The organism is Pseudomonas sp. 8O (genome assembly GCF_902506495.1).
Taxonomy (GTDB): Bacteria; Pseudomonadota; Gammaproteobacteria; order Pseudomonadales; family Pseudomonadaceae; genus Aquipseudomonas; species Aquipseudomonas chaetocerotis.
Genome location: NZ_LR733265.1, coordinates 334,320 through 355,485 on the forward strand (window position 1 = coordinate 334,320; position 21,166 = coordinate 355,485).

18 protein-coding genes are annotated in these 21,166 nt (G+C 63.3%); 10 read left to right on the forward strand and 8 right to left on the reverse strand.

Translation table 11 applies throughout. From position 1 onward, the window contains the following. The first annotated feature begins 27 nt into the window (after positions 1 to 27). The 3 genes from GV002_RS15115 to GV002_RS15125 all read left to right on the forward strand — a co-directional run bounded on the left by GV002_RS15115 (position 28) and on the right by GV002_RS15125 (position 3,063). A complete protein-coding gene (locus GV002_RS15115) occupies positions 28 to 1,203 on the forward strand; it encodes an NAD(P)/FAD-dependent oxidoreductase (protein ID WP_160019193.1) in 1,176 nt (391 codons plus the stop codon). Then, positions 1,200 to 2,009 (forward strand): aldo/keto reductase, encoded by an 810-nt coding sequence (locus tag GV002_RS15120; RefSeq protein WP_160019194.1) that lies wholly within the window; start codon positions 1,200 to 1,202, stop codon positions 2,007 to 2,009. The genes GV002_RS15115 and GV002_RS15120 overlap by 4 nt, the downstream gene beginning before the upstream one ends. Before the next feature lie 145 nt (positions 2,010 to 2,154). Further along, positions 2,155 to 3,063, forward strand: a complete 909-nt coding sequence (locus GV002_RS15125) for a metal ABC transporter ATPase (RefSeq protein WP_160019195.1) — start codon at positions 2,155 to 2,157, stop codon at positions 3,061 to 3,063. Positions 3,064 to 3,128: 65 nt separating this feature from the next. Here the strand turns inward: GV002_RS15125 and GV002_RS15130 are convergent, their stop codons facing one another. Further along, the gene (locus GV002_RS15130; protein ID WP_160019196.1) at positions 3,129 to 4,658 is read right to left on the reverse strand and encodes an AhpA/YtjB family protein; all 1,530 of its coding nucleotides are present in this window, start codon (positions 4,656 to 4,658) and stop codon (positions 3,129 to 3,131) included. 174 nt (positions 4,659 to 4,832) lie between these two features. On the opposite strand from GV002_RS15130, the gene serB reads away from it, so the two are divergent. Further along, positions 4,833 to 6,047, forward strand: a complete 1,215-nt coding sequence (serB, locus tag GV002_RS15135) for a phosphoserine phosphatase SerB (protein WP_160019197.1) — start codon at positions 4,833 to 4,835, stop codon at positions 6,045 to 6,047. A gap of 63 nt (positions 6,048 to 6,110) precedes the next feature. Here the strand turns inward: serB and GV002_RS15140 are convergent, their stop codons facing one another. The 5 genes from GV002_RS15140 to GV002_RS15160 form a co-directional block, all read right to left on the reverse strand. Beyond that, positions 6,111 to 8,180, reverse strand: a complete 2,070-nt coding sequence (locus GV002_RS15140) for an EAL domain-containing protein (protein WP_160019198.1) — start codon at positions 8,178 to 8,180, stop codon at positions 6,111 to 6,113. A gap of 62 nt (positions 8,181 to 8,242) precedes the next feature. Beyond that, positions 8,243 to 10,045: a molecular chaperone gene (locus GV002_RS15145; RefSeq protein ID WP_160019199.1), complete on the reverse strand. Its 1,803-nt coding sequence runs from the start codon at positions 10,043 to 10,045 to the stop codon at positions 8,243 to 8,245. A gap of 167 nt (positions 10,046 to 10,212) precedes the next feature. Beyond that, the gene (gene asd, locus GV002_RS15150; RefSeq protein ID WP_160019200.1) at positions 10,213 to 11,073 is read right to left on the reverse strand and encodes an archaetidylserine decarboxylase; all 861 of its coding nucleotides are present in this window, start codon (positions 11,071 to 11,073) and stop codon (positions 10,213 to 10,215) included. 70 nt (positions 11,074 to 11,143) lie between these two features. Continuing rightward, positions 11,144 to 11,959, reverse strand: coding sequence for a rhodanese-like domain-containing protein (locus GV002_RS15155; RefSeq protein ID WP_160019201.1), 816 nt, complete (start codon positions 11,957 to 11,959; stop codon positions 11,144 to 11,146). Between the two features lie 50 nt (positions 11,960 to 12,009). Further along, a complete protein-coding gene (locus tag GV002_RS15160) occupies positions 12,010 to 13,533 on the reverse strand; it encodes an HDOD domain-containing protein (RefSeq protein ID WP_160019202.1) in 1,524 nt (507 codons plus the stop codon). A 119-nt stretch (positions 13,534 to 13,652) separates the two neighbouring features. Here GV002_RS15160 and motA point away from each other — a divergent pair, with 119 nt between their 5' ends. After that, positions 13,653 to 14,504: a flagellar motor stator protein MotA gene (motA, locus tag GV002_RS15165; RefSeq protein WP_160019203.1), complete on the forward strand. Its 852-nt coding sequence runs from the start codon at positions 13,653 to 13,655 to the stop codon at positions 14,502 to 14,504. Positions 14,505 to 14,507: 3 nt separating this feature from the next. After that, positions 14,508 to 15,503, forward strand: a complete 996-nt coding sequence (gene motB / locus GV002_RS15170) for a flagellar motor protein MotB (protein ID WP_160019204.1) — start codon at positions 14,508 to 14,510, stop codon at positions 15,501 to 15,503. Here motB and rsgA read toward each other — a convergent pair. Next, positions 15,497 to 16,528 carry a small ribosomal subunit biogenesis GTPase RsgA gene (gene rsgA / locus GV002_RS15175; RefSeq protein WP_160019205.1) on the reverse strand — a complete coding sequence of 344 codons (1,032 nt, stop codon included), beginning with the start codon at positions 16,526 to 16,528 and terminating at the stop codon, positions 15,497 to 15,499. The two genes, motB and rsgA, sit on opposite strands and share 7 nt — an antisense overlap. A gap of 87 nt (positions 16,529 to 16,615) precedes the next feature. On the opposite strand from rsgA, the gene GV002_RS15180 reads away from it, so the two are divergent. Then, on the forward strand, positions 16,616 to 17,410 hold the full coding sequence (locus tag GV002_RS15180; RefSeq protein WP_160019206.1) for a class I SAM-dependent methyltransferase: 795 nt from the start codon (positions 16,616 to 16,618) through the stop codon (positions 17,408 to 17,410). Between the two features lie 29 nt (positions 17,411 to 17,439). After that, complete coding sequence (orn, locus tag GV002_RS15185) at positions 17,440 to 17,982, forward strand: oligoribonuclease (protein WP_160019207.1); 543 nt, start codon at positions 17,440 to 17,442, stop codon at positions 17,980 to 17,982. Positions 17,983 to 18,076: 94 nt separating this feature from the next. Here orn and queG read toward each other — a convergent pair whose 3' ends face one another. After that, entirely contained in the window at positions 18,077 to 19,141 is a 1,065-nt protein-coding gene (gene queG, locus GV002_RS15190; protein ID WP_160019208.1) for a tRNA epoxyqueuosine(34) reductase QueG, read from the reverse strand. A gap of 60 nt (positions 19,142 to 19,201) precedes the next feature. On the opposite strand from queG, the gene GV002_RS15195 reads away from it, so the two are divergent. Both GV002_RS15195 and tsaE read left to right on the forward strand, forming a co-directional pair. Then, positions 19,202 to 20,701 carry an NAD(P)H-hydrate dehydratase gene (locus tag GV002_RS15195; protein ID WP_160019209.1) on the forward strand — a complete coding sequence of 500 codons (1,500 nt, stop codon included), beginning with the start codon at positions 19,202 to 19,204 and terminating at the stop codon, positions 20,699 to 20,701. Beyond that, on the forward strand, positions 20,689 to 21,156 hold the full coding sequence (tsaE, locus tag GV002_RS15200; RefSeq protein ID WP_160019210.1) for a tRNA (adenosine(37)-N6)-threonylcarbamoyltransferase complex ATPase subunit type 1 TsaE: 468 nt from the start codon (positions 20,689 to 20,691) through the stop codon (positions 21,154 to 21,156). The genes GV002_RS15195 and tsaE overlap by 13 nt, the downstream gene beginning before the upstream one ends. Positions 21,157 to 21,166: the final 10 nt, after the last annotated feature.

Sequence of the window (21,166 nt, forward strand, 5' to 3'; positions counted from 1 at the left end):
GCGCCTGTTTTTCGCCGAGGCCCGTTCATGTCCCAGTCTCTCAGCACCGATGTCCTGATCGTCGGCGGCGGTATCGCCGGCCTCTGGCTCAATGCGCGTCTGCGTCAGCAGGGCTTCGCCACTGTTCTGGTTGAGCGTGGCAGCCTGGGGGGCGGACAGAGCCTGAAGTCGCAGGGCATCATCCATGGCGGCGCCAAATACGCCCTGCATGGCGCGCTGACCGGTGCCTCCGAGGCCATCGCCGATATGCCGCGCCGCTGGCGCGAGGCGCTTGCGGGCAATGGCGAGCTGGATCTGTCCGGTGTGCGCATTCTTTCCGACGCGCATTACCTGTGGTCGCCTGGCACTCTGGCCGGCAACCTCACCAGTTTCTTTGCCAGCAAGGCCGTGCGCGGCCGTGTCGATCAGGTCAAGGGCGAGCAATTGCCGCCGGCGCTGCAGCACCCGAAGTTCAAGGGCAAGGTCTATCGCCTCGCTGAGCTGGTGCTCGACGTGCCGAGCCTGATCGCGCGCCTGGCTGAGCTGGCCGGCGACAGCCTCCTGGCCGCCGAGCGTATCGAACCGCTGCAGGATAACGGTGAGCTGTGCGGGTTGATCGTCGATGGTCGCGAGATTCGTGCGCAGCGCGTGGTGCTCAGCGCGGGGGCCGGCAATGCCGAGTTGCTCGCCGCTCTGGGCATCGAACAGCCCGCACAGCAGTTGCGCCCCCTGCATATGGTGCTGGCCAAGGGGCCGGCGCTGAAGCCGTTGTACGCGCATTGCCTCGGTGGTGGGCCCAAGCCTCGGGTCACCGTGACCACCCATCCGGCGGCCGATGGGCAGTGGGTCTGGTACCTCGGTGGCGACCTGGCTGAAGCTGATGGCGTCGCTCGCGACGAGGTCGCTCAAATTCAGGCCGCGCAAAAGGAAATGGCGGCGCTGCTGCCTTGGGTCGACCAGAGCCAGACCCGCTGGGCCACATTGCGTGTGGATCGCGCCGAGCCCGCGCAGTCGGGCCTGGTGCGCCCGGACAATGCCTTTCTCGCCGAGCAACAGCGCCTGCTGGTGGGCTGGCCGACCAAGCTGGCGCTGGCGCCGGACTTTGCTGACCGCGTACTCGCTGCTCTGCTGCGCGATAACCTGCAGCCTGGTGGCCATGCCCGGTTGCCCGAACTGCCGCGCCCAGCGCTGGGACAGCCGGTGTGGGAGGTACTGCTGCCATGAGCACTCTGCATGAGCTGCATCGCCCGCTGGGCTCCACCGGCTTGCGGGTTTCGCCGCTGGGGCTCGGCACGGTCAAGCTCGGCCGTGATCAGGGCGTGAAGTACCCCAATGGGTTCACCATTCCTGACGATGCGCAGGCGCTGGCCTTGCTGCAGCAGGCCCGCGAGCTGGGCATCAATCTGATCGATACCGCGCCGGCTTACGGCGTCAGCGAGCAACGCCTCGGCCCGCTGCTGCGTGGTCAGCGTGATGAGTGGGTGATCGTCAGCAAGACCGGCGAAGAGTTCGAGCAGGGACAGTCGCACTTCGATTTCTCCCCCGCCCATACCCGCCTCTCGGTCGAGCGCAGCCTCAAACGCCTGGAGACCGACCGTATCGATCTGCTGCTGGTGCATTCCGACGGCAACGATCTCGCCGTGCTGCGCGAGTCAGGTGTGTACGAGACGCTGGCCGAGCTCAAGGGCGAGGGCAAGATCCTCGGCTATGGCATTTCCGGCAAGACTGTCGAGGGCGGGCTGCTGGCGTTGGAACAAGGTGACTGCGCCATGGTCACTTATAACCTGAGCGAACAGGGCGAGAAGCCAGTACTGGACTACGCTGCCAGTCACGCCAAGGGCATTCTGATCAAGAAGGCGCTGGCCAGCGGGCATGCCTGCCTGGCCGAAGGTGTCGACCCGGTACGCGCCAGCTTCGAGCTGATCTTCGCTCATCCGGGCGTCAGCAGCGCCATCGTCGGCACCATCACGCCCGCGCACCTGGCGGCCAATGTCGCGACAGTCGCGGCGGTTTTGCAGGGCGTCCGCTGAGGTCCCCGGTCACGTCCTCTTACAGCCTCGGGTTGTGCTGGGTAGTCGGCTTGGGGCAGCCTTGAGCGGTTTTCGCTTCAACCTGATCCTCGCGTGAGCGCTGGCTGCCGAGCCGCCTCACGCCCAGCCGGAACAAGGAGTCGAGATGCCGCGTACGCTGATCCGCAAGGACCCGAGTAACTTCAAGACCCTGCCGCTGTTCGTCGAAGCCAGCCCTGATGGCCTGAGCTACCAGAGCCTGGGACAGCCCCTGAATTTCCAGCAGATGCTCGAACGTCGCCGCCCGATCAACGTGGCGGACAACTCGCGGTTTTCCGTCGAACTGGCCAACCTCGGAGTATCGGTGCGCCTGACCCTGCGTCTGCATGGACGCGACTACTGGCTGCTGGTGCGTCAGCGCCGTCCGGATCGCGGCGACACCGTGCTCAAGCTGATTTCCGGCTATGTGCCAGCGCATGAGCTCAATCTGCCGTTGCTCACGGCCATTCAGGAAGTCGCCGAGGAGTGCCTGCTGGAGAGCGCCGATGGCTGGCTGAGCGGGCGTTTCGCCGATACATGGTTGCCTACGCCCTATCAGGGCGCGCTGCGTTATCGCGAGTCGAGCCATTTTCGCCTCAGCCCGTTGTCCGGCGCTGCCCGGCCGGTACAGTGCGGCAACCTGACCTTGCTCGAGCGCCCGCGCGCCTATGTGCATCTGCCTACCGCATCCTTGCAGCTGGTCTATGACCTGAGCCTGGAGCTACCGCGCGATGCTCGGCAACTGAGCCTGTTCCATGTCGACGAATGCCTGGAAGACGGCCGCCTGGTGGCGCGTCTGGAGCGTCGCCGGCCAGATATCTATTTGCTGGCATTGCAGCGCGGTGCGCCCAGCGGTGGGTTGTTCACCCTGCGCAAGGGTGAGCTGCTGCCCGCCAGTACCCGAGGGGTCTGGCTGTCGGAGAGTTTTGCCGAACAGGATGGCTGGCTGGTGCGTGATGAGCGGATTCGCTGGAAGGACTGGTTGCAGCGCTACGGTGTAAAGACGCCGCAGCGGCGCGCATTGGTCAGTGCGTAAGGCGGGTGCAACCCGCTGTTGGCCGTCTGGCGGGTTGCACCCGCCCTACATAGGCTTCGCCGCTTTCACGCTCGGCTCTCGCGCATGCGCGTCAGTTGCCGCTCCAGCAGGGCCGGATAAGGATCGAGCAGGCGCTCCACGCAGCTGGCCCCTTCCGGGCTGGCAATCGGGCGGATGCGGGCGCGCTGGCGGGCCAGGGCATCTTGCGCGACGCGTTGCTCGACCAGCAGCAGGTTGCGACTGTGTTGCGACAACGCCAGGGCATCCAGAGCGCTGTCGCTGAGCAGCAGGTCGGCCTGGCCCAGCTCTTCCAGGTCGCTGCCCAGGGTCAGCCCCAACTGCAGCTGCAGCGTGATGCCGCTGTCGGCGACCTCGATCTGCAGGGCGTGGCCCAATGCGCGCATCAGCTCGCCACAGCAGATAGCGTGGGTCAGATAGTCCTCACCGCATTCACGCTCATGGAACAGCATCAGGCTGCTGCCATCCTTTAGCGTGTGCAGTTGTCCCTGATACAGCGCGGCAGCCTGTTCCAGGCAGCCCCGATAACGATCCAGCAGGTCCAGCAGGCGCGTGCGCGGCAGGCGCCGAAGCTGTTCCTGGGCGCCGAGCTGAATGGCCAGTACGGCGCTGGCTTGCGATGGGCGCGGAGCCTTGGCGACCGGCGCAGGTGCCTCGGACTCGTCACGCAGATCGGCGAAGGGATCATCCGGCTCTATCGTGTCGGGCCATGGCTTGAGCTGCTCGTCATCGCCATGCTCATCGCTGATGTCCGCTTCATCGAGGGCATGCTCGGCCGCGATCTCATCCTGCTCGTCGAAGCGCTCGTCGTCTTCTTCGTGCAGATAGTCCTCGCTGTCATCGAGCAGTTGTTCGTCATCCAGTTCCTGCTCGGGCTCCGGTTTTTCAGGTACCAGGCGCGCTTGCAGTTGGCGCGCCAGATCACCGATCTCGTCGTTGCGCCCGGCGCCCGGCGCAGGATCGTCCGGGTCGCGCAGCCATAGGCGCATCTGCAGCAGGGGCGTGGAAATATGCCGGCCGAGACGCATGCTCAGCGACAGGGTGAGGGCCAGCAGGATCAGGCTGAGGATGCCCATGCTCTGCAGACTGATGGTCATCGGCTGCTGGAACTGGCTCATGTCCAGGCTGATGCGCAACTGTCCGGCCATCACTTCCTGGAAGGTGATGGAGGTGGAGTACAGACCTTCGCTTTCACCCAGCACGCTACGTGTCGGGCGCGCGCCTGCTTCGGCCAGGATGCGACTGTCCACGCTGTAGATGGCTGCATGAGCCACCAGCGGGTTTTTCGCCAGGTTGTTCAGCAGTACGTTGAGGCTGAGGATGTCGTTGGACACCAGCAGTTCGGTGGCCGAGGCCGCCGTCTGAGTGATCAGCGCCTGGCCCAGTGCATCGGCCTGCTGCTGCATGGCCTGCTTGAACTGCATGCCCATGACCCAGGCATAGATGACCATCGCCAAGGCCACCAGCAACAGGCTGTGGCTGGCGATGCGCAGCACCAGAGGCACCCGCCGCTGACGCAGCGCGTGGAAGATCAGGATGAAGAAGTTATCGGGTTTGACGGGCGCGGGCCGGTTCACAGAGCACGGCTCTTGTCGACTGAAGTTGCCGCGCAGTATAGCGAGCGGTCTGGGGCGGGCAAAGCGCGCGGCTGCCCGGATCGACGGGAAACTGGGTAGAATGTGCGCCTTTTCGTCGGTCAGTGGCCAATTCGCCGCTTGCCTGCCTCAATCGTTTGCCTTGGAGGGTGCGTCTTGCGCGAAATCGTCCTGATCAATATCACCGGCGAGGATCGCCCCGGACTTACCGCAGCCATCACCGGCGTGCTGGCTCAGGGCGGGGTGAACATCCTCGATATCGGCCAGGCGGTGATCCACGACACCCTGTCGTTCGGCATCCTCATCGAGATTCCTGACAACGGCCGCTCCCAGTCGGTGCTCAAGGATCTGCTGTTCACCGCCTACGAGCTCGATCAGCAGGTACGTTTCACCCCGGTCTCCGAAGACGACTACCGCCAGTGGGTCGGTGGCCAGGGCAAGGCCCGCCATATCGTGACGCTGTTGACGCGCAGGGTCAGCGCCGAGCAGTTGCAGCGGGTCAGCGCGATCACTGCCAAGTACGGTTTGAACATCGATCACATCGATCGCCTTTCCGGGCGCATGCCGCTGGACATGCCGGCCGAACAGGGCAAGGGCTGCATCGAGTTTTCCGTGCGTGGCGAGCCGGCCGATCCCGTGGCCCTGCGCGCCGAGTTCCTCAGCGTGGCGCAGGAACTCAACGTCGACATCGCCTTCCAGTGCGACTCGGTGTTCCGCCGTAATCGCCGTCTGGCGGTGTTCGACATGGACTCGACGCTGATCGAAGCCGAGGTGATCGACGAGCTGGCCAAGGCCGCTGGTGTTGGCGAGCAGGTGGCCGAGATCACCGAGCGTGCCATGCGTGGTGAGCTGGATTTCCGCGCCAGCTTCAAGGAGCGTCTGGGCTTGCTGCAGGGGCTGTCGGAAGACGTGCTGGAGGAGATCGGTGCGTCTCTGCGTCTGACCGAAGGCGCCGAGGTGCTGTTCGCCGAACTCAAGCGTCTGGGCTACAAGACCGCGATTCTCTCTGGAGGCTTCACTTACTTTGCCAAGCAACTGCAGGCCAAGCTGGGCATCGACTACGTGTTCGCCAACGAACTGCAGATCGAGAACGGCAAAGTCACCGGCGTGGCCGTCGAGCCCATCGTCGATGCGCAGCGCAAGGCAGATTTGCTGCGCGAACTGGCGCAGAAGGAAGGTTTGCAGCTGGAGCAGACCATCGCCGTCGGCGATGGCGCCAACGATCTGCCAATGCTCGGCCTGGCCGGTCTCGGTGTGGCCTTCCGCGCCAAGCCGCTGGTCAAGCAATCGGCCAAGCAGGCGATCTCCACTCTGGGCCTGGACGGCATCCTTTATCTGCTCGGTTTTCGCGAACGTGAGGGGCAGGAATAAACACCGGCGTTGCGTCGGGTATAAAAAAGCCGCCTGTTCAGGCGGCTTTTTTGTCGGCGTGATTCATTCGTCGCCGGCCGAGAAGTCGTAGTCCATCGACTGGCTCGGACCCTGCAGGTAATAACCCTGAATGAAGTTGACTCCGGCCTGCCACAGCGTGGCCAGTACGCTGGCACTTTCGACGAAGGGCACGATGGTCAGCTTGGCCTGTGCATGCAAGCTGCTGAGCAGGGTTTTCAGCGCTTCCTGATTCTCTGCATTGCTCAGATCCTGGGAGAACGAGCCATCGACTTTGACGAAGTCCACTTGCAGGTGCTTGAGCGTGTTGAACGGGTTCAGCGCGCAGCCGAACTGGCTCAAGGCCACCTTGCAATGCAGCTCCGCCAGGCCTTGGGTCAGCGCCTTGGCCTGCTTCAGGTAGGCAATGGCATCGGGCTCGCTGAACTGGAACACCAGTGAGTCCGATGGCAGGCGTGCTGCCTTGAGTGCCACGCTGAGCCAGGGCAGCAGCGTCTGGTCCTGCAGGCTGGCGCTGGACAGGTGTACGAACAGTCGCGTGTTATGGCCTCTGGAGCGGTGGTCTGCCAGTAGCTTGATCGAGTTGAGGATCACCCAGCGGTCGATCTTCTCGCCGAGGCCGGCATCCTTGGCGGCGGCAAGGAAATCGAGCGGCGGCACCTCCGTACCCTGAGGATTGAGCAGGCGCAGCAGCACTTCGTAATGTTCGTGGGCATCGCCACGCAGGCTGATGATCGGCTGGAACAGCAGCCGGAAGCTGTTGTTCTCCAGCGCCTGCTGCACCATCGCCAGCAGGCTGCCGCGGTTGGCCGCTGCGGCGAGCTCATCGGCCGGGTTGAATACTTTGATGGCATTGCCGTCACTGAGCTCGTCGGCACAGCGGTGCGCGCGATCGATGACTTCCTGCGCCTTGGCGGTTTTCTCGCTAAGGCCGGCGACACCGATCGACAGCGTGGTCTGGGCGGTGCGGCCGCTGACATCGAACAGGTGGGCTTCGACCTTCTTCAGCAGGGGCACCAGGCTGGCTTGGCACTGCTCGGGCGACTGGCCCGGGAGCAGGGCAGCGAACACGTCGTCACCGAAGCGGGCCAGCTGGGTCTCCGCCGGGAAATGTGCGCGCAGCAGGCCGGCCAGGTCGGTCAGCAGCAGGTCGATGCCGGCCAGGCCGATCTCGCCCTGCATGCTGGCGTAACGATCAACACGGATATAGGCCAGAGTCGAGGGCTGACCGGTGTTGACGGCGCGCTCGGCAGCGTTGTCCATCAGCTCGAGGAAGTGGTTGCGGTTAAACAGGCCGGTGACCAGATCCTGGCTGCTGATCTCGCGCAGTTTCTCTTCCAGTTCGGCATTGGAGGTTTCCGCGCGGATCACCACCTGAATGCACGGCTCGCCATCATAGGTGGCGGGGGAGAAGGTCATTTGTGCGGCGAAGCTGCTGCCATCGGCACGTACGCCCTGGCAATTGAGCTCGGCATTGCCTTCGGCGCTCTGGTAGTTCTTCAGGAAATCCTTGAACGCAGCGTGATCGGCACTGGCGATCAGGTCGATCATCGGCATGCCTTCCAGCTCTTCACCATCCTCGTAGCTGAACAGCTCGAGATAGGCCCGGTTGGCATAGATGTGCATGCCGTCGTGGACGTAGGTGATGGCGTCTACCGAGCTTTCCAGCAACAGCTGACAGCGTTTCTCCGCTTCGCGCAATGCCACTTCGGCGGCACGGCGGGCGCGACGTTCCTCGAGGTTGGCCAGCTCGCGCTTGGCTACCAACACCAGGCGTTCGTCTTCGCCTTGCGGCAGGGCGTCTTGCGCGCCGAACAGCAGGGCTTCGGTGATGATCTCGGAATCGTTTTCCTCGACCAGCTGGATGACGGGGATGTCCTTGGCCTGGCGGCGGATGGCACTGATCGCTTCGCTCGGGTCGAGATGCTCGCTGCTCGCTGCGCAGATCAGCAGGTCCCAGGTCTGTTGCAGTGTCTCCGTCAGGTCATCGCTGGAAGTCAGACGATGCACGCGAGTAGCATGCCCGGCGTTGCGGAACAGACTGACTAGGCGCTCAGCTTCGTTCTGCGAGTCTTCGAGAATCAGCAGGCGGATGGTTTTTTTTTCGATGGCCATAGAGGGGTCATTACCGCGCCGAACGGACGCGAAAAGGCGACAAATGGTGAGTTCGCCGGAGCCTACAGCGACTTCCAGAGCGAGTCAAAATCTTCCTCCCCTGCAGGCTTCTGGCTTTGCGAGGCTGTGACCGGTGTCCCGGGCGCACCTTCTTCTTCGCCCACGCGGCGATACTCGAATTGGCTGAAGCTGCCGGTGCTGACCTGCCTGCGGGTGAGCAGGGCGCGGTGTTCTTCACCGTGGTCGTTGATCAGTACCTTGCTGCCCTCCTGGAATGGCAGGCGCGGGGTGATCAGGCTGGCGGGGCGAGAAATGGCGCTGATTTCCGGTAGCAGCAGGGCGCGCAGGTACTGGCTGTTCTGCTCGGCCTTGCGCAACAACTGCAGGCCACAGGGGCGCGCGTGCGGTGCTATCAGCTCGATACCCATCTGCGTACCGCCGCCGCGGACCTGACGAATCCAGCGTACGATGGCCACGCTCCAGCCCTGGCTGGGGTTGTCTTGTACACCCAGCAACTCGCCAGCCTGCAGTTGGCTGGGGACGTCCTTGGGCCAGGACAGGCAATAGCCGCCGGGGCTGTGATTGACGATTGGCAGGGGGAAGGTCGGGTAACTCTCGCCATTGTTCTCAGGCTGCGCCTGTTCACCAGGGGTTACCTTGGTGTACTGAATCTCTTCGAAGTGGATTTCGTCAGCCGCATTGCGCTGGGCATCGAAGGCGTTCGACCAGACATCAGGCTCGCCCGTGGACGGCTTGAATACCGCAGCGCCCAGCTCGACCGGACGTTTGAGTACTTCGGCGAACGAGCAGCATCCGGAGAGGAAGAAATGCAACGCGGTCATGCCGATGCACAGGGTCAGGCTGCCTTGCCCAGGTGTTCGCTGGAAGGTGCGCTCGGCGATGTCGCCCCAGGCTGCGGCAACATGCTGCAGCAAGTCGAGGGTGATGCCCTCTGGAATCATCAGGCGCGATTTGTTGCGCTCGTCTTCGGGGAGTTCCAGGTATTCCTTGATGGCATCGACCAGCGGCTGCGTGTCGATACCCAGCAGGTGGTGCAATTCGCTGCTCTGATACAACGACTTGTAGCGCGGCGGGCCATCGATCTGCGGCGCCAGTACGAACAGGCTGTCGGCATGGTCGCCTGGCTGCAGCTTGACCAGCGCGCTCCAGGGTTCCAGCGCTTCTGCCAGACGTGCGATGCCGTTCTGACGCATCTGGTTGGTGCGCGCACAGCCCAGCAGCAGCGCGGTCACGTAAGTCTGCTCGGTGCTCAGGCCCTGAGTATGGCGTGCCAGCGGGTCGCGAATGACCTGGCGCTGCAGGCGCTGCTCGCAGGCAATCTGATAGAGCTGGTGCAGCTCCAGCCAGAGCCCTTCCGGAACCGGGCAGTAAAGCTGACTGGCACGAATCAGCGGACTGCACAGGCTGTGGCTAGCGCGCTGCAGGGAGACGGCGAGCAACTGGTCGCGATCCTTGCCGCTGCGGGCGATCACGCGGGAAATGATCAGCTTGTAGCCGACGGCCAGGTGGTTCTGCAGCGCCTGGCACAGGTTGGCCACCTTGCGCGGGCGCTCGTCGAGAACGATGGCCTGGTTGAGAAAGTGACGCTCCAGGTGTTGGCAGACGAAGCTTACTTCCGGGCGCAGCAGTTCGAGCAACTGCAGGCGATTTTCCGAAGGGGTGAGGAATTGATTGAGTTCCACCAGGCTCTGATACAACTGACGTGCAGTTTCACCGATGTTCGCCTTGGGCAGGCCTGCGATCCAGCGTTTCAGATCGCGGGGACTGCCGTCGCAGAAGCTCAGACTCTGCTTGCTCGGCGTGGGAACGCGCAACAGTTGAAGGTGGGTACTCTGTCTATCCATCAAACTCGGATACTCCGGCCACGCAATGCCAAGCGGCTCTAGTAATAGTCTTTCGAACTCTAGCAGTATCTGTCTGCGCTGGCAGCCCGTCCGCGTGGACGGGCTACCTCGTCAGAGTACGGATCTATGACCGAACGGTCGAGATGCGGGTTCCTTTTCTCAGCGGCTCAGTTCTGAGCGGTGCCCATCAGCTGGCCCATGCGCACCGCGCTGCCAGCGTCCAGCTCCTGGGCCCATTGCACCTGATTCGGGCCGAACAGGACGATGGCCGTGGAGCCCAGTTTGAAACGGCCCATTTCTGCGCCCTTGGCCAGTTCGATCGGCCCGCGCGCTTGCGCGTCATAGCGGGTGCTCTTGAGCTCGCGCTTGGGCGGCGTGACCAGGCCAGCCCATACCGTCTCGACGCTGGCAACGATCATCGCGCCCACCAGTACAACTGCCATCGGTCCGCGCTCGGTGTCGAACAGGCAGACCACGCGCTCGTTGCGGGCAAACAGTTCCGGCACATTTTCCGCTGTGGTCTGGTTGACCGAGAACAGGCGGCCCGGCACGTAGACCATTTCTTTCAGTGTGCCGCCCAGCGGCATATGGACGCGGTGGTAATCCTTAGGCGAGAGGTACACGGTGGCGAACTGGCCGCCCATGAACGGCGCGGCGCGTTCGGCGTCGCCGCCAAGGAGTTCGACAGCGCTGAAGCTGTGGCCCTTGGCCTGGAAGATACGACCGTGCTCGATGGCGCCGAGTTGGCTGATCGCTCCGTCGGCCGGGCTGAGAATGGCGCCGGGGGCTTCATCCAGCGGGCGCGCGCCGTCTTTCAGGGCGCGGGTGAAGAACGCGTTGAAATGTTCGTAAGCACGCAGGTCCTCGACTTGTGCTTCGCTCATGTTGACCTGGTATTGCTTGGCGAACCACGAGATCAGCGGATTCTTCAGCCAGCCGATATGACATTCGGCAACGCAGCCGATCAGGCGCGACAGCAGGTGATGGGGCAGCAGGTACTGGCTGAGGATAAAAAGACGTTGTTTCATCGTGTTTCCTTGAAGGTTCTGAACCGGCACTGGCGTGACCAGACCGGGTGCAACTGAATGGTCGACGGACTCAGCGTTCGATGGGTGTGTCGGGCAGGTTGCCCCACTCGGACCAGGAGCCGGCATAGGCCTTCACGCGTGGATAGCCGAGCGCCTTGGCGACCACGTAGCTGAAGCCGGAGCGGCGGTGCGTCTGGCAGTGAGTGATCACTTCCTTGTCGGGCGTGATGCCCAGGCCTTGCAGGACGTCGGCGATATCCGTGCGGATGCGCATGCCGCGTTGTGGGTCCATGCCGGCAGTCCATTCGAAATGGGTGGCGCCGGGGATATGTCCGCCACGCGCGGAACTCAGTTTTTCGCCACGGTATTCGTCCGCTCCGCGCACGTCCCAGATGGCCAGGTCGGTAGCATCCAGGCGTGATTGCAGGTACTCGCGGGTGGCGGTGGGGGCATCGCTCAGCGTCAGTGCCACCTCGGTGCGGGTCACTGCGGGCTGTTCCTGGCTCAGTTCGAGGCCATCGCTGATCCAGGCCTGCAGGCCGCCATTGAGGAAGTGGTAACGCTGATGGCCGATCACGTCGAGTAGCCAGATGAAACGACCGGCCCAAGGCCCGCCCTCATCGTCGTAGACCACATAAACGGCATCCATGCGATGACCGATATCGGCGAACAGCGCTTCGAGCTGCGCTCGCTCGGGTAGCAGGCCTGGAGCTGGCGGCACGCCCAGTTGTGTGCGCTTGGTATCCACCCAGCGCGCGCCTGGGATGTGGCCGGCGGCGTAGCGCGCTGCGCTGCTCAGATCGAGCAGGATCAGGTCGGCTGCATCCAGGCGTTCGGCCAGTTGGGCTGGCTCGATCACCAGTGGCAAGTTGTCGAAGGCGGACATGACGGCCTCCTTGAATGAAAAGAGGTCGATTGTAGCGGAAACAGAGCGCTTCAGCGCCCGCGCCTGGAAAAGCTGCCCAGCGCGCGCTCGATGCACTGCACGGTCTTGCCGAACGCCTGCAGGCAGACGTCATTGAGCGGTTGGCCGCCCTGATCGGCCACGACCAGCATCACTACCCGACCGTTATTGGCCACAGAGCGCAGCAGCAGATGCTCGCTGGGAAAAAGGGCCTTGAGGTTGCCCGGCAGCAGTGCCGAAAACTGCGCCACGTTGCTGGGCATCAGGCGCAGTTGTCCCGGCGTGCTGAGCAGGCGTTTCAACACCTGACTTTGTGCCGGGTCGAGGCTGAGGGTGGCCGCGCTGACATTGAGCCCCGCCTGTTGCTGGGTTTGCAGGCGGGTGTGCTGGCGATCGGCAAGAAGCAGCAGGACGCGCTTCATGCCGCAGGCCTGCAAGGCGTCGCGGGCGCAGGCAGTCAGCTGCGGCACGTTGGCAAACGTGCTGGGTTCGGCAAGCAGGCGTGCACAGTGCTGACGCCAGGTGGCAAGGTCATCGCGCTTGGGTGGCGCTGCGGCGGCAACGGCTGGTTTCAGGCGATGGGCGTCCCATGGCCAGATCAGTGCCTGGGCCGGGTGCCACAGCGCGTGATCGTGAATCAGGCGTGCGCTGCTCACGGCGTGCTGGTGCACTTGCTGTTGCAGCTCGCTCAGAGGAATCTGCAGGTAGAGTCCGGTAAGGCGCTGCCAGCGCAGGCTGTGCGCGGTATCCCAGGCATGGTGAGCGGATACTGCCAGGCCGTTGGCCAGCAGCACGCAGTTGCTCGGATGGGTGAGCCAGTGGCGCAGGGGGATGTCGGCGTCGAGCATCTGCTGCTGATGCAGCGGGTGTTCGTTGTCGCGTGCGATGTGCAGCGCCCGGACCAGCTGGCGCCGATCACGCTCGAGCAGGCGGTAGCCGCGCACGATCCACTCCGGCAGTCGCCAGCGCTCGGCGAGTTTGACGCACAGCTGGATCAAGGTGACGCCGAGCAACTCTTTCTCTACTGCAGCCGGTCGCTCACCCTTGAGCAATACACGTTGCTCCCAGGCCTCGAACAGCTGCGGATGGGCGCACAGCAATGGCCAGATCGGCGCCAGAAACAGCAGGCTGCAGCCGTGCAATTCATTCCACAAGCGCGCCAGGCGCGCGCCGAACAGGCCGCGAGCCTGTTGGCTGGCATGCTGACTGATAAGCAAAATCTGCTTGAATGCCAGAGGGATGTCGTTCTCTGGTAGGGCGGGTGCCTGGTTGAGAAGGGCCTCGCAGCGGCTCAGACCCAGGCGCGACAGCGCGGTTTCGATGCTCTCGGCTGGATCGCTGAGGCTGTTGCTCGATTGGTTTGCCTCGCGCAGCACCTGCAGGGCGAAAGAGGGGCTGGATTCTATCGCCTCGGCAATTTCACGCCAGGTTCGGCGGCTGTCTCCCAGGATGCGACGCAGGCGCAAATGCTGCTGCTGCTCGATAGGCAGTGGCAACTTGCCCAGGTGTTGTACCCAGGCGTCCAGAGTGCGCGGCAGAGACTTTGACGTCGACATATTGGCTCGAGTCGAACTGGCTTTTGACCATAACTGGCTATAGTCTGGCGTATAAGTTCCGATAATTAGAAGGGTTGTTTTCAATAACCCATCCACTAGGCTCTGCAAGCATTTATTCCATGGTAAAAATCTTAGGCATCATTGTCGTCTTTGGCTGTGTGCTCGGCGGGTTCATACTCTCGGGCGGGAAGTTCATGGCATTGATCCACCCCTTCGAGGTTCTGATCATTGGTGGCGCGGCGCTGGGGGCATTTCTGCAGGCCAACCCGGGCAGCATGTTCATGACGGTGTTCAAGAAATCGCTGAGCATGTTCGGCAGTCGCTTCACCCACGCTTATTACCTCGAAGTGCTCAGGCTGCTGTACGAGATCCTCAACAAGAGTCGCCGCGAGGGCATGATGGCCATCGAGGCAGACATCGAAGATCCCAGCGCCAGTCCGATCTTCAGCAAGTATCCCGGTGTGCTCAAGGACGCGCGGATGACCGCGTTCATCTGCGATTACTTGCGCATCATGTCTTCCGGCAACATGGCTCCGCACGAACTGGAAGGTCTGTTCGATATGGAACTGGCCAGCCTCAAGGAAGAAGTGGAGCACCCGGCTCACGCCGTGGCCAAGGTCGCCGACGGCATGCCGGCCATGGGTATCGTCGCGGCCGTGCTGGGTATCGTGATCACCATGTCGATCCTGGCAGAAGCGGATAACGCGCAGATTGGTGAAAAGGTGGGTACTGCTCTGGTCGGCACCTTCCTCGGCATTCTCGCTTCGTACGGTTTCTTCGGTCCGTTGTCGAACGCCCTGGAACATGATGCCAAGGAAGAACTGAACCTTTACGAAGCGATCAAGGCGACCCTGGTCGCTTCTGCCTCGGGTATGCCGCCGACCCTGGCCGTAGAGTTCGGGCGCAAGGTGCTGTATCCGGCACATCGTCCGAGCTTCAGCGAGCTCGAACAGGCCATGCGCGGCAGCTAAGCCATGGAAAATAACCAACCCATCATCGTCAAGCGGGTCAAGAAGACCGCTGGCGGCCATCATGGCGGTGCCTGGAAGATCGCTTTTGCCGACTTCGCAACCGCCATGATGGCGTTCTTTCTGGTCATGTGGCTGATGACATCGGCCACTCCGGAGCAGAAGAAAGCCATTTCCGGCTACTTCCAGGACCCGATCGGTTTCACCGAGAGTGCCAGTCCATACGCCATCGACCTGGGCGGTACGCCTACGCCGGCGCCCGAGCGCACTCTCAACCCGGACATCTCCGAGACGCCGGAGAGTCAGCCGGATGAGACCGGCGTCAGCACCGATCAGATCGAAACCCTGGCTGAAAAGATGGAGCAGGAGCGTCTGGAGTTGCTGTTGCAGGAGTTGCAGAACAAGGTCGAGGAGAATCCCGAGCTGCAGCGCTTCAAGGACCAGATACTGTTCGAAATCACTCAGGATGGCTTGCGCATCCAGATCATGGACGCCGAGAACCGGCCGATGTTCGCCCTCGGCAGTGCCGACCTTCAGCCCTATTTCGAGGACATCCTGCTGGCCATGGCCGACACCATTCGCGCGGTGCCGAACAAGATCAGCATCAGCGGTCACACCGATGCCAAGCCGTTCGTAGGGCGCGGCGATTTCGGCAACTGGGAGCTGTCATCCAATCGTGCGAATGCCGCGAGGCGCACGCTGGTGGCGGGCGGCTATCCGGACGAGCAGGTGGCGCGGGTGGTCGGCTATGCCTCTTCGGCGCTGTTCGACCGCGAGGACCCATTCAATCCCGTTAATCGGCGCATCGATATCGTCGTGCTGACCAAGAAGGCGCAGCGCGCCATCGAGGGCGAACAAGGTGGCGATGAAGGCGCTGCACCTGCACCAGGCGAGGCTCCGGCGGGCGCCGCGAGTGAACCGCTAGCGCCAGAGCAACTGCAGCAGCGCCTGAATATCTTCGAAGAAGGCGCCCTGCAGTTGGATCAACTGAATACTCAGTAATCGTCTTCCGGCAGGCTGGCGATGATATGTCGGTAGCTGGCCATGCGCTGTGGTTGTAAGCGGCCGTCCTCCAGGGCCTGCAAAAGCGCACAACCAGGTTCGCGATCATGCTTGCAGTCACGGAAGCGGCAGCGCCCGAGCAGGTCGTGGAATTCGATGAAGCCCGCTTCCACGTCATCACGACTGACATGGCCGAGGCCGAATTCGCGAATACCGGGGGAGTCGATCAGTTGACCACCACCGGGAAAGTGGAAAAGCCGTGCGGTGGTGGTGGTATGCGTACCCTTGCCGGTCAACTCCGACAGCGCGCCGACACGCGTATCGACACCGGGCAGCAGGCTGTTGACCAGCGATGACTTGCCTACGCCAGATTGGCCCACGAATACGCTGACGTTTCCGTTCAGGCGGCTTTTCAGTTGCTCCATGCCATCGCCCTGATGGGCCGAGACTTCCAGCAGCGGATAATCAAGCTCTCGATAGACCTTGAGCAGCGCGTCCAGCGCCACCTGGTTCTGCTCATCGATCAGATCGGCCTTGTTCAGCAGCAGCAGCGGGCGAATGCCCGCGTGCTCGGCGGCTACCAGATAGCGGTCGATCAGGTTGGCGTGCGGCTCGGGCAGCGGCGCGAAGACGATGACGATCTGGTCGACGTTGGCCGCTACCGGCTTGAGTTGGCCGCGCATGTCGGGGCGGCACAGCTCGCTGTTTCGCGGCAGTTGCGCGACGATGACACCGTCACCCTGATTGCCGGGACGCCAGACCACCTGATCGCCGGTGACCAGCGCCGGCAGGTTGGCGCGCAGGTGGCAGCGAAATACCTGGCCGGCCATCTCACCCTGCAAACCTTCGATTTCCACCTGCACGCCGAAGTGAGCGATCACCAGGCCGGTCTGTTCCGGCCCTAGGTCGCCGCCTTCCAGTGCTTCCATTGCCCGCGATTCACGCTTGGCGGCGCGGGTAGCGCGTTCGCCTTGAATCTTTTCGATCCGCCAGTTCTGGCGGCGGTTGAGTTGGCGTTTGGCCATGGAGCATCCGGGTAGTGGAGTGTTGATCGCGGCGAGTTTAGCATGAGCGCTCCGCGGCCATTCGGCTGTCAGTAACAGGGGCCGGGAATGACGACAGACGAGGAAAGAGTGGTGCTGCGGCTACCGTTATTGCGCGCTCTTTTGGCGCAGGGCCTGGCCTTGGCGCTGGTGGTGGTGCTGGTCTATCTGCTGGCGTTGCTGCCCTGGCGCATGTCGTTGTTTTCGGTGGCGCTGCTGCAGGGTGTTGCGGCAGCCGGGATCGGCTGGCGCCTGGGACTGTCGCGCTGGTGGTTGTGGATCAATCTGGCGTTCCTGCCCGCGCTGCTGGTGATGCAGCGCGCCGATTTGCCGGCCTGGCTGTTCCTGCTGGGCTTCGTGTTGTTGCTACTGATCAACTGGAACAGCCTGCGCGAACAGGTGCCGCTCTACCTGAGTGGGCGCAAGGCGCAGCAACGTTTGCAGCAGTGTTTGAGCGAGCGTGAGCTACCGCTGCACTTCGTCGACCTGGGTTGTGGTACTGCCGGTACGGTGCTGCAGCTGGCCAGACGGTTTCCGCGCGGGCAGTTCGTCGGTGTCGAAACGGCGCCCCTGCTCTTCGCATTCGCCTGGCTGCGCTGCCTGTTGCAGGAGAACTGCAACATTCGTTATCGGAGTCTGTGGCAGGTCGAGCTCGGCGACTTCGATGTCGTCTACTGCTTTCTCTCGCCCGTGCCGATGCCGCGTCTGTGGGGCAAGGCGAAAGTCGAGATGCACGCCGGTAGCTGGCTGATCAGCAACACCTTCGAGATTCCGGGCGTACAGGCTGATCGCGAACTTGACGTCAACGAAGGGCGGCAAACGTCTCTGTTTCTCTGGCAGATGCAGGGCGCTGAGATCCGCTAGACTTGGCGCCTGAGCCAAGGAGCCTAACCATGCAAAACCCCAACAACCTGATCTGGATCGACCTGGAAATGACCGGGCTGGAGCCGGAGCGCGATGTGATCATCGAAATGGCCACCATCGTTACCGACAGCGAGCTGAACGTGCTGGCCGAAGGCCCGGTGATCGCCGTTCACCAGAGCGACCTGGCCCTGGCCGGCATGGATGAATGGAACACCCGAACTCATGGCCAGAGCGGCCTGACCCAGCGCGTGCGTGAAAGCAAGATCGACACGGCGGCGGCCGAAGCACAGACCATCGCCTTCCTCGAACAGTGGGTGCCCAAGGGCAAGTCACCCATCTGCGGCAACAGCATTGGCCAGGATCGCCGCTTTCTCTACAAGTACATGCCGGCCCTGGAAGCCTACTTCCACTACCGCTACCTGGACGTGTCGACGCTGAAGATCCTCGCTGGCATGTGGGCGCCAGCGGTCAAGGACAGCTTTCAGAAAACCGCCACTCACCAGGCGCTGGATGACATTCGTGAATCCATCGCCGAGCTGCGCCACTACCGCGAGCATTTCCTCAAGGTGTAACCGAGCCACTCTGGCGCGTCGAGCGCGCCGTGCAAGTACCGTAGCCCGGATGCAATCCGGGGAAACGGGCGGCGCTACTCGGATTGCATTCGGGCTACAGGGCGTTGTGCCGCTCCAGCGCCCACGCCACATGCTCGCGCACCAGTGCTGACGGGTGTTCGCGGCGGGCCTCCAGAGCCTGTAGCACCGGAATGGTCGATGGTGCATTGCCCAGGCCGACCGCCAGGTTGCGCAGCCAGCGCTCGTAGCCTGCACGGCGTAGCGGTGAACCCTCGGTGCGGCTGAGAAACTCTTCTTCCGTCCACATGAAAAGCTCGGCCAGGCCGCTGTTGTCCAGGCCGTGGCGGGGCTGGAAGTCGCCCTGCTCGGTGGGGCGCGCGAAGCGATTCCAGGGGCAGACGATCTGGCAGTCGTCGCAGCCGAACACCCGGTTGCCGATGGGCGCACGCAGCTCCTCCGGGATTGAGCCTTTCAGTTCGATGGTCAGGTAGGAGATGCAGCGCCGGGCATCCAGCACGTAGGGACCGACGAAGGCCGCAGTAGGGCAGATATCCATGCAGGCGCTGCAGCGCCCGCAATGCTCGCTGCCATGCGGGGCGTCCACCGGCAGTGGCAGGTCGACGAACAGCTCGCCGAGAAAGAAATAGCTGCCTGCCTTGCGGTTGAGCACCAGGGTGTTCTTGCCGATCCAGCCGAGGCCGGCCTTTTCGGCGATGGCCTTTTCCAGCACGGGGGCGCTGTCGACAAAGGCGCGGTAACCGAAGGGGCCGATCTGCTGCTGGATACGTTCGGCCAGTTGTTGCAGGCGCTTGCGGATCAGCTTGTGATAGTCGCGGCCCAGCGCGTAGCGCGACACGTAGGCCTGCTGCGGCTCCTTCAGGCGCTGGGCCATCTGCGTATCGCCAGGTAGATAGTCCATGCGCAGCGACACCACGCGCAGGGTGCCAGGCACCAGTTCGTCCGGGTGTGAGCGCTTGCTGCCATGGGCGGCCATGTACTCCATCTCGCCCTGGTAACCGGCTGCCAGCCAGCGTTGTAGATGCGCCTCGTGTTCGCCCAGCTCGACATCGGTAATGCCGATCTGCTGAAAGCCCAGCTCGCGCCCCCAGTCCTTGATGGACAGGGCCAGAGCGTTGAGGTCGAGGGTTTGATCGGACATGGGCGGGCGCAGGCGATGGACGTAGGTATAATTCTGCCAGACATCCGTCGCGAGCGAGCCATGCATCTACTACCCGCCTCTTTGCCGTTGAGCCTGCACAGTGCCGAACAGGTGCGCGCGCTGGATGCGCAGTTGATCGCAGCCGGCACCCCAGGCTTCGAACTGATGCAGCGCGCGGCTCATGCTGCCTGGCGTGCCCTGCGCAGGCGCTGGCCGGATGCCGGCGAAATCACCGTGCTGGCCGGGCGTGGTAATAATGCCGGTGACGGCTACCTGATTGCGGCTCTGGCTCAGCGTGCCGGTTGGCGCGTGCGAGTGCTGGCGGTGGGCGATCCCGCTGCTCTGAGTGGCGATGCTGAGCAGGCTTGCGCCGAGGCCGGGCGTGCGGGTGTGGAGCTTCTGCCCTGGAGTGAGTGCGCACCTTTGGCCGGTGTGGTGGTCGATGCGCTGCTCGGTACGGGCCTGGCTGGTGCGGTGCGTGAGCCATATGCCCAGGCGATCCGTATGCTCAACCAGAGCGGTTTGCCGGTACTGGCGGTGGATATTCCCTCTGGTTTGCACGCCGACAGTGGCGCGCGTCTCGGTGTGGCGGTGCGCGCCGATCTGACCCTGACCTTCATCGCCCTCAAGCTCGGCCTGCTGACGGGCGTTGGCCCGGAGCTATGCGGCGAGCTGCAGTTCGACGATCTGCAAGGCGATGCCCGGCTATTGGCCCAGGCGCCCAGCGTGGCGCAGCGTCTCGATCCTGCCAATCTGCCGCGCCTTGCGGCGCGCTCGCCGGTGGCGCACAAGGGACAGTTCGGCCACCTGCTGGTGATCGGTGGCGATCTGGGCATGGGGGGCGCCGTGCTGCTCTGTGCCGACAGTGCCCTGCGTGCCGGCGCTGGCCTGGTGTCACTGGCGACGCGGGGCGAGCATGTCGCGGCTGCTTTGGTGCGCCGGCCTGAAATCATGTGTGCGGCGGTGGCTTCGGCCAATCAGCTGTTGGCACTTACCGAGCGCGCCGATGTCTGCGTGGCAGGGCCTGGCCTGGGGCAGGGGGCTTGGTCGCGCAGTTTGCTGACTGGTGTCTGTGGTCTCGATATGCCTCAGGTCTGGGATGCCGATGCGCTCAATCTTCTGGCTGCCGGACAGGTCGCCGGGCCTGGTCAGGGCGTGCTTACACCGCATCCGGGCGAAGCGGCGCGTTTGCTGGGCATCGATACCGCCAGTGTGCAGGCTGATCGGCCGGCTGCCGTGCGGGCCCTGGCGCAACGTTTTGGCCTGGTGGTGGTGCTCAAGGGGGCCGGCAGTCTGGTCGCAGCACCGGATGGGCGTCTGGCGCTGTGTGATCGCGGCCATCCGGCGATGGCGGGTGCGGGGTTGGGGGATGTCCTGGCAGGATCGATCGGTGCGCTGCTCGCGCAGGGCATGGCGGCGTATGATGCGGCCTGCTTGGCGGTATGGCTGCATGCACGGGCCGGTGAGGTGCTTGCAGTGCAGGGTCGCGGGCTGGCTGCCGGTGATCTGCCGTGCGCCATTCGTCAGTTATTGGAGGAGTTGTGCCCTTGCGTGAAGTGAAACTTGAGGCGGCCGACGAAGCTGCAATGCTGACTCTGGGTGCAAGGCTCGCCGAAGTCAGTGGTGGCCTGGGCATCATTTATCTGCATGGTGATCTGGGCGCCGGCAAGACCACCCTTTCACGTGGCATTCTGCGCGGCCTGGGCCATGCGGGCGCGGTCAAGAGCCCGACCTTTACCCTGGTTGAACCCTATGAAATCGGCGACGTGCGCGCCTTTCATTTCGATCTCTATCGTCTGGTCGATCCTGAGGAGCTGGAGTTTCTCGGCATCCGTGATTACTTCGAAGGGGATGCCCTGTGCCTGATCGAATGGCCGCAGCGTGGCGCGGGCGTTTTGCCAAAGCCTGACCTGGACATTACCATTAGCTCCCAAGCGGGCGGCCGTTCGCTATTGCTGCAGGGGCATGGGACTCGAGGGGAGGCCTGGTGCAAGGCTCTGGCCGGCAAGCAATGAACAAAAAACG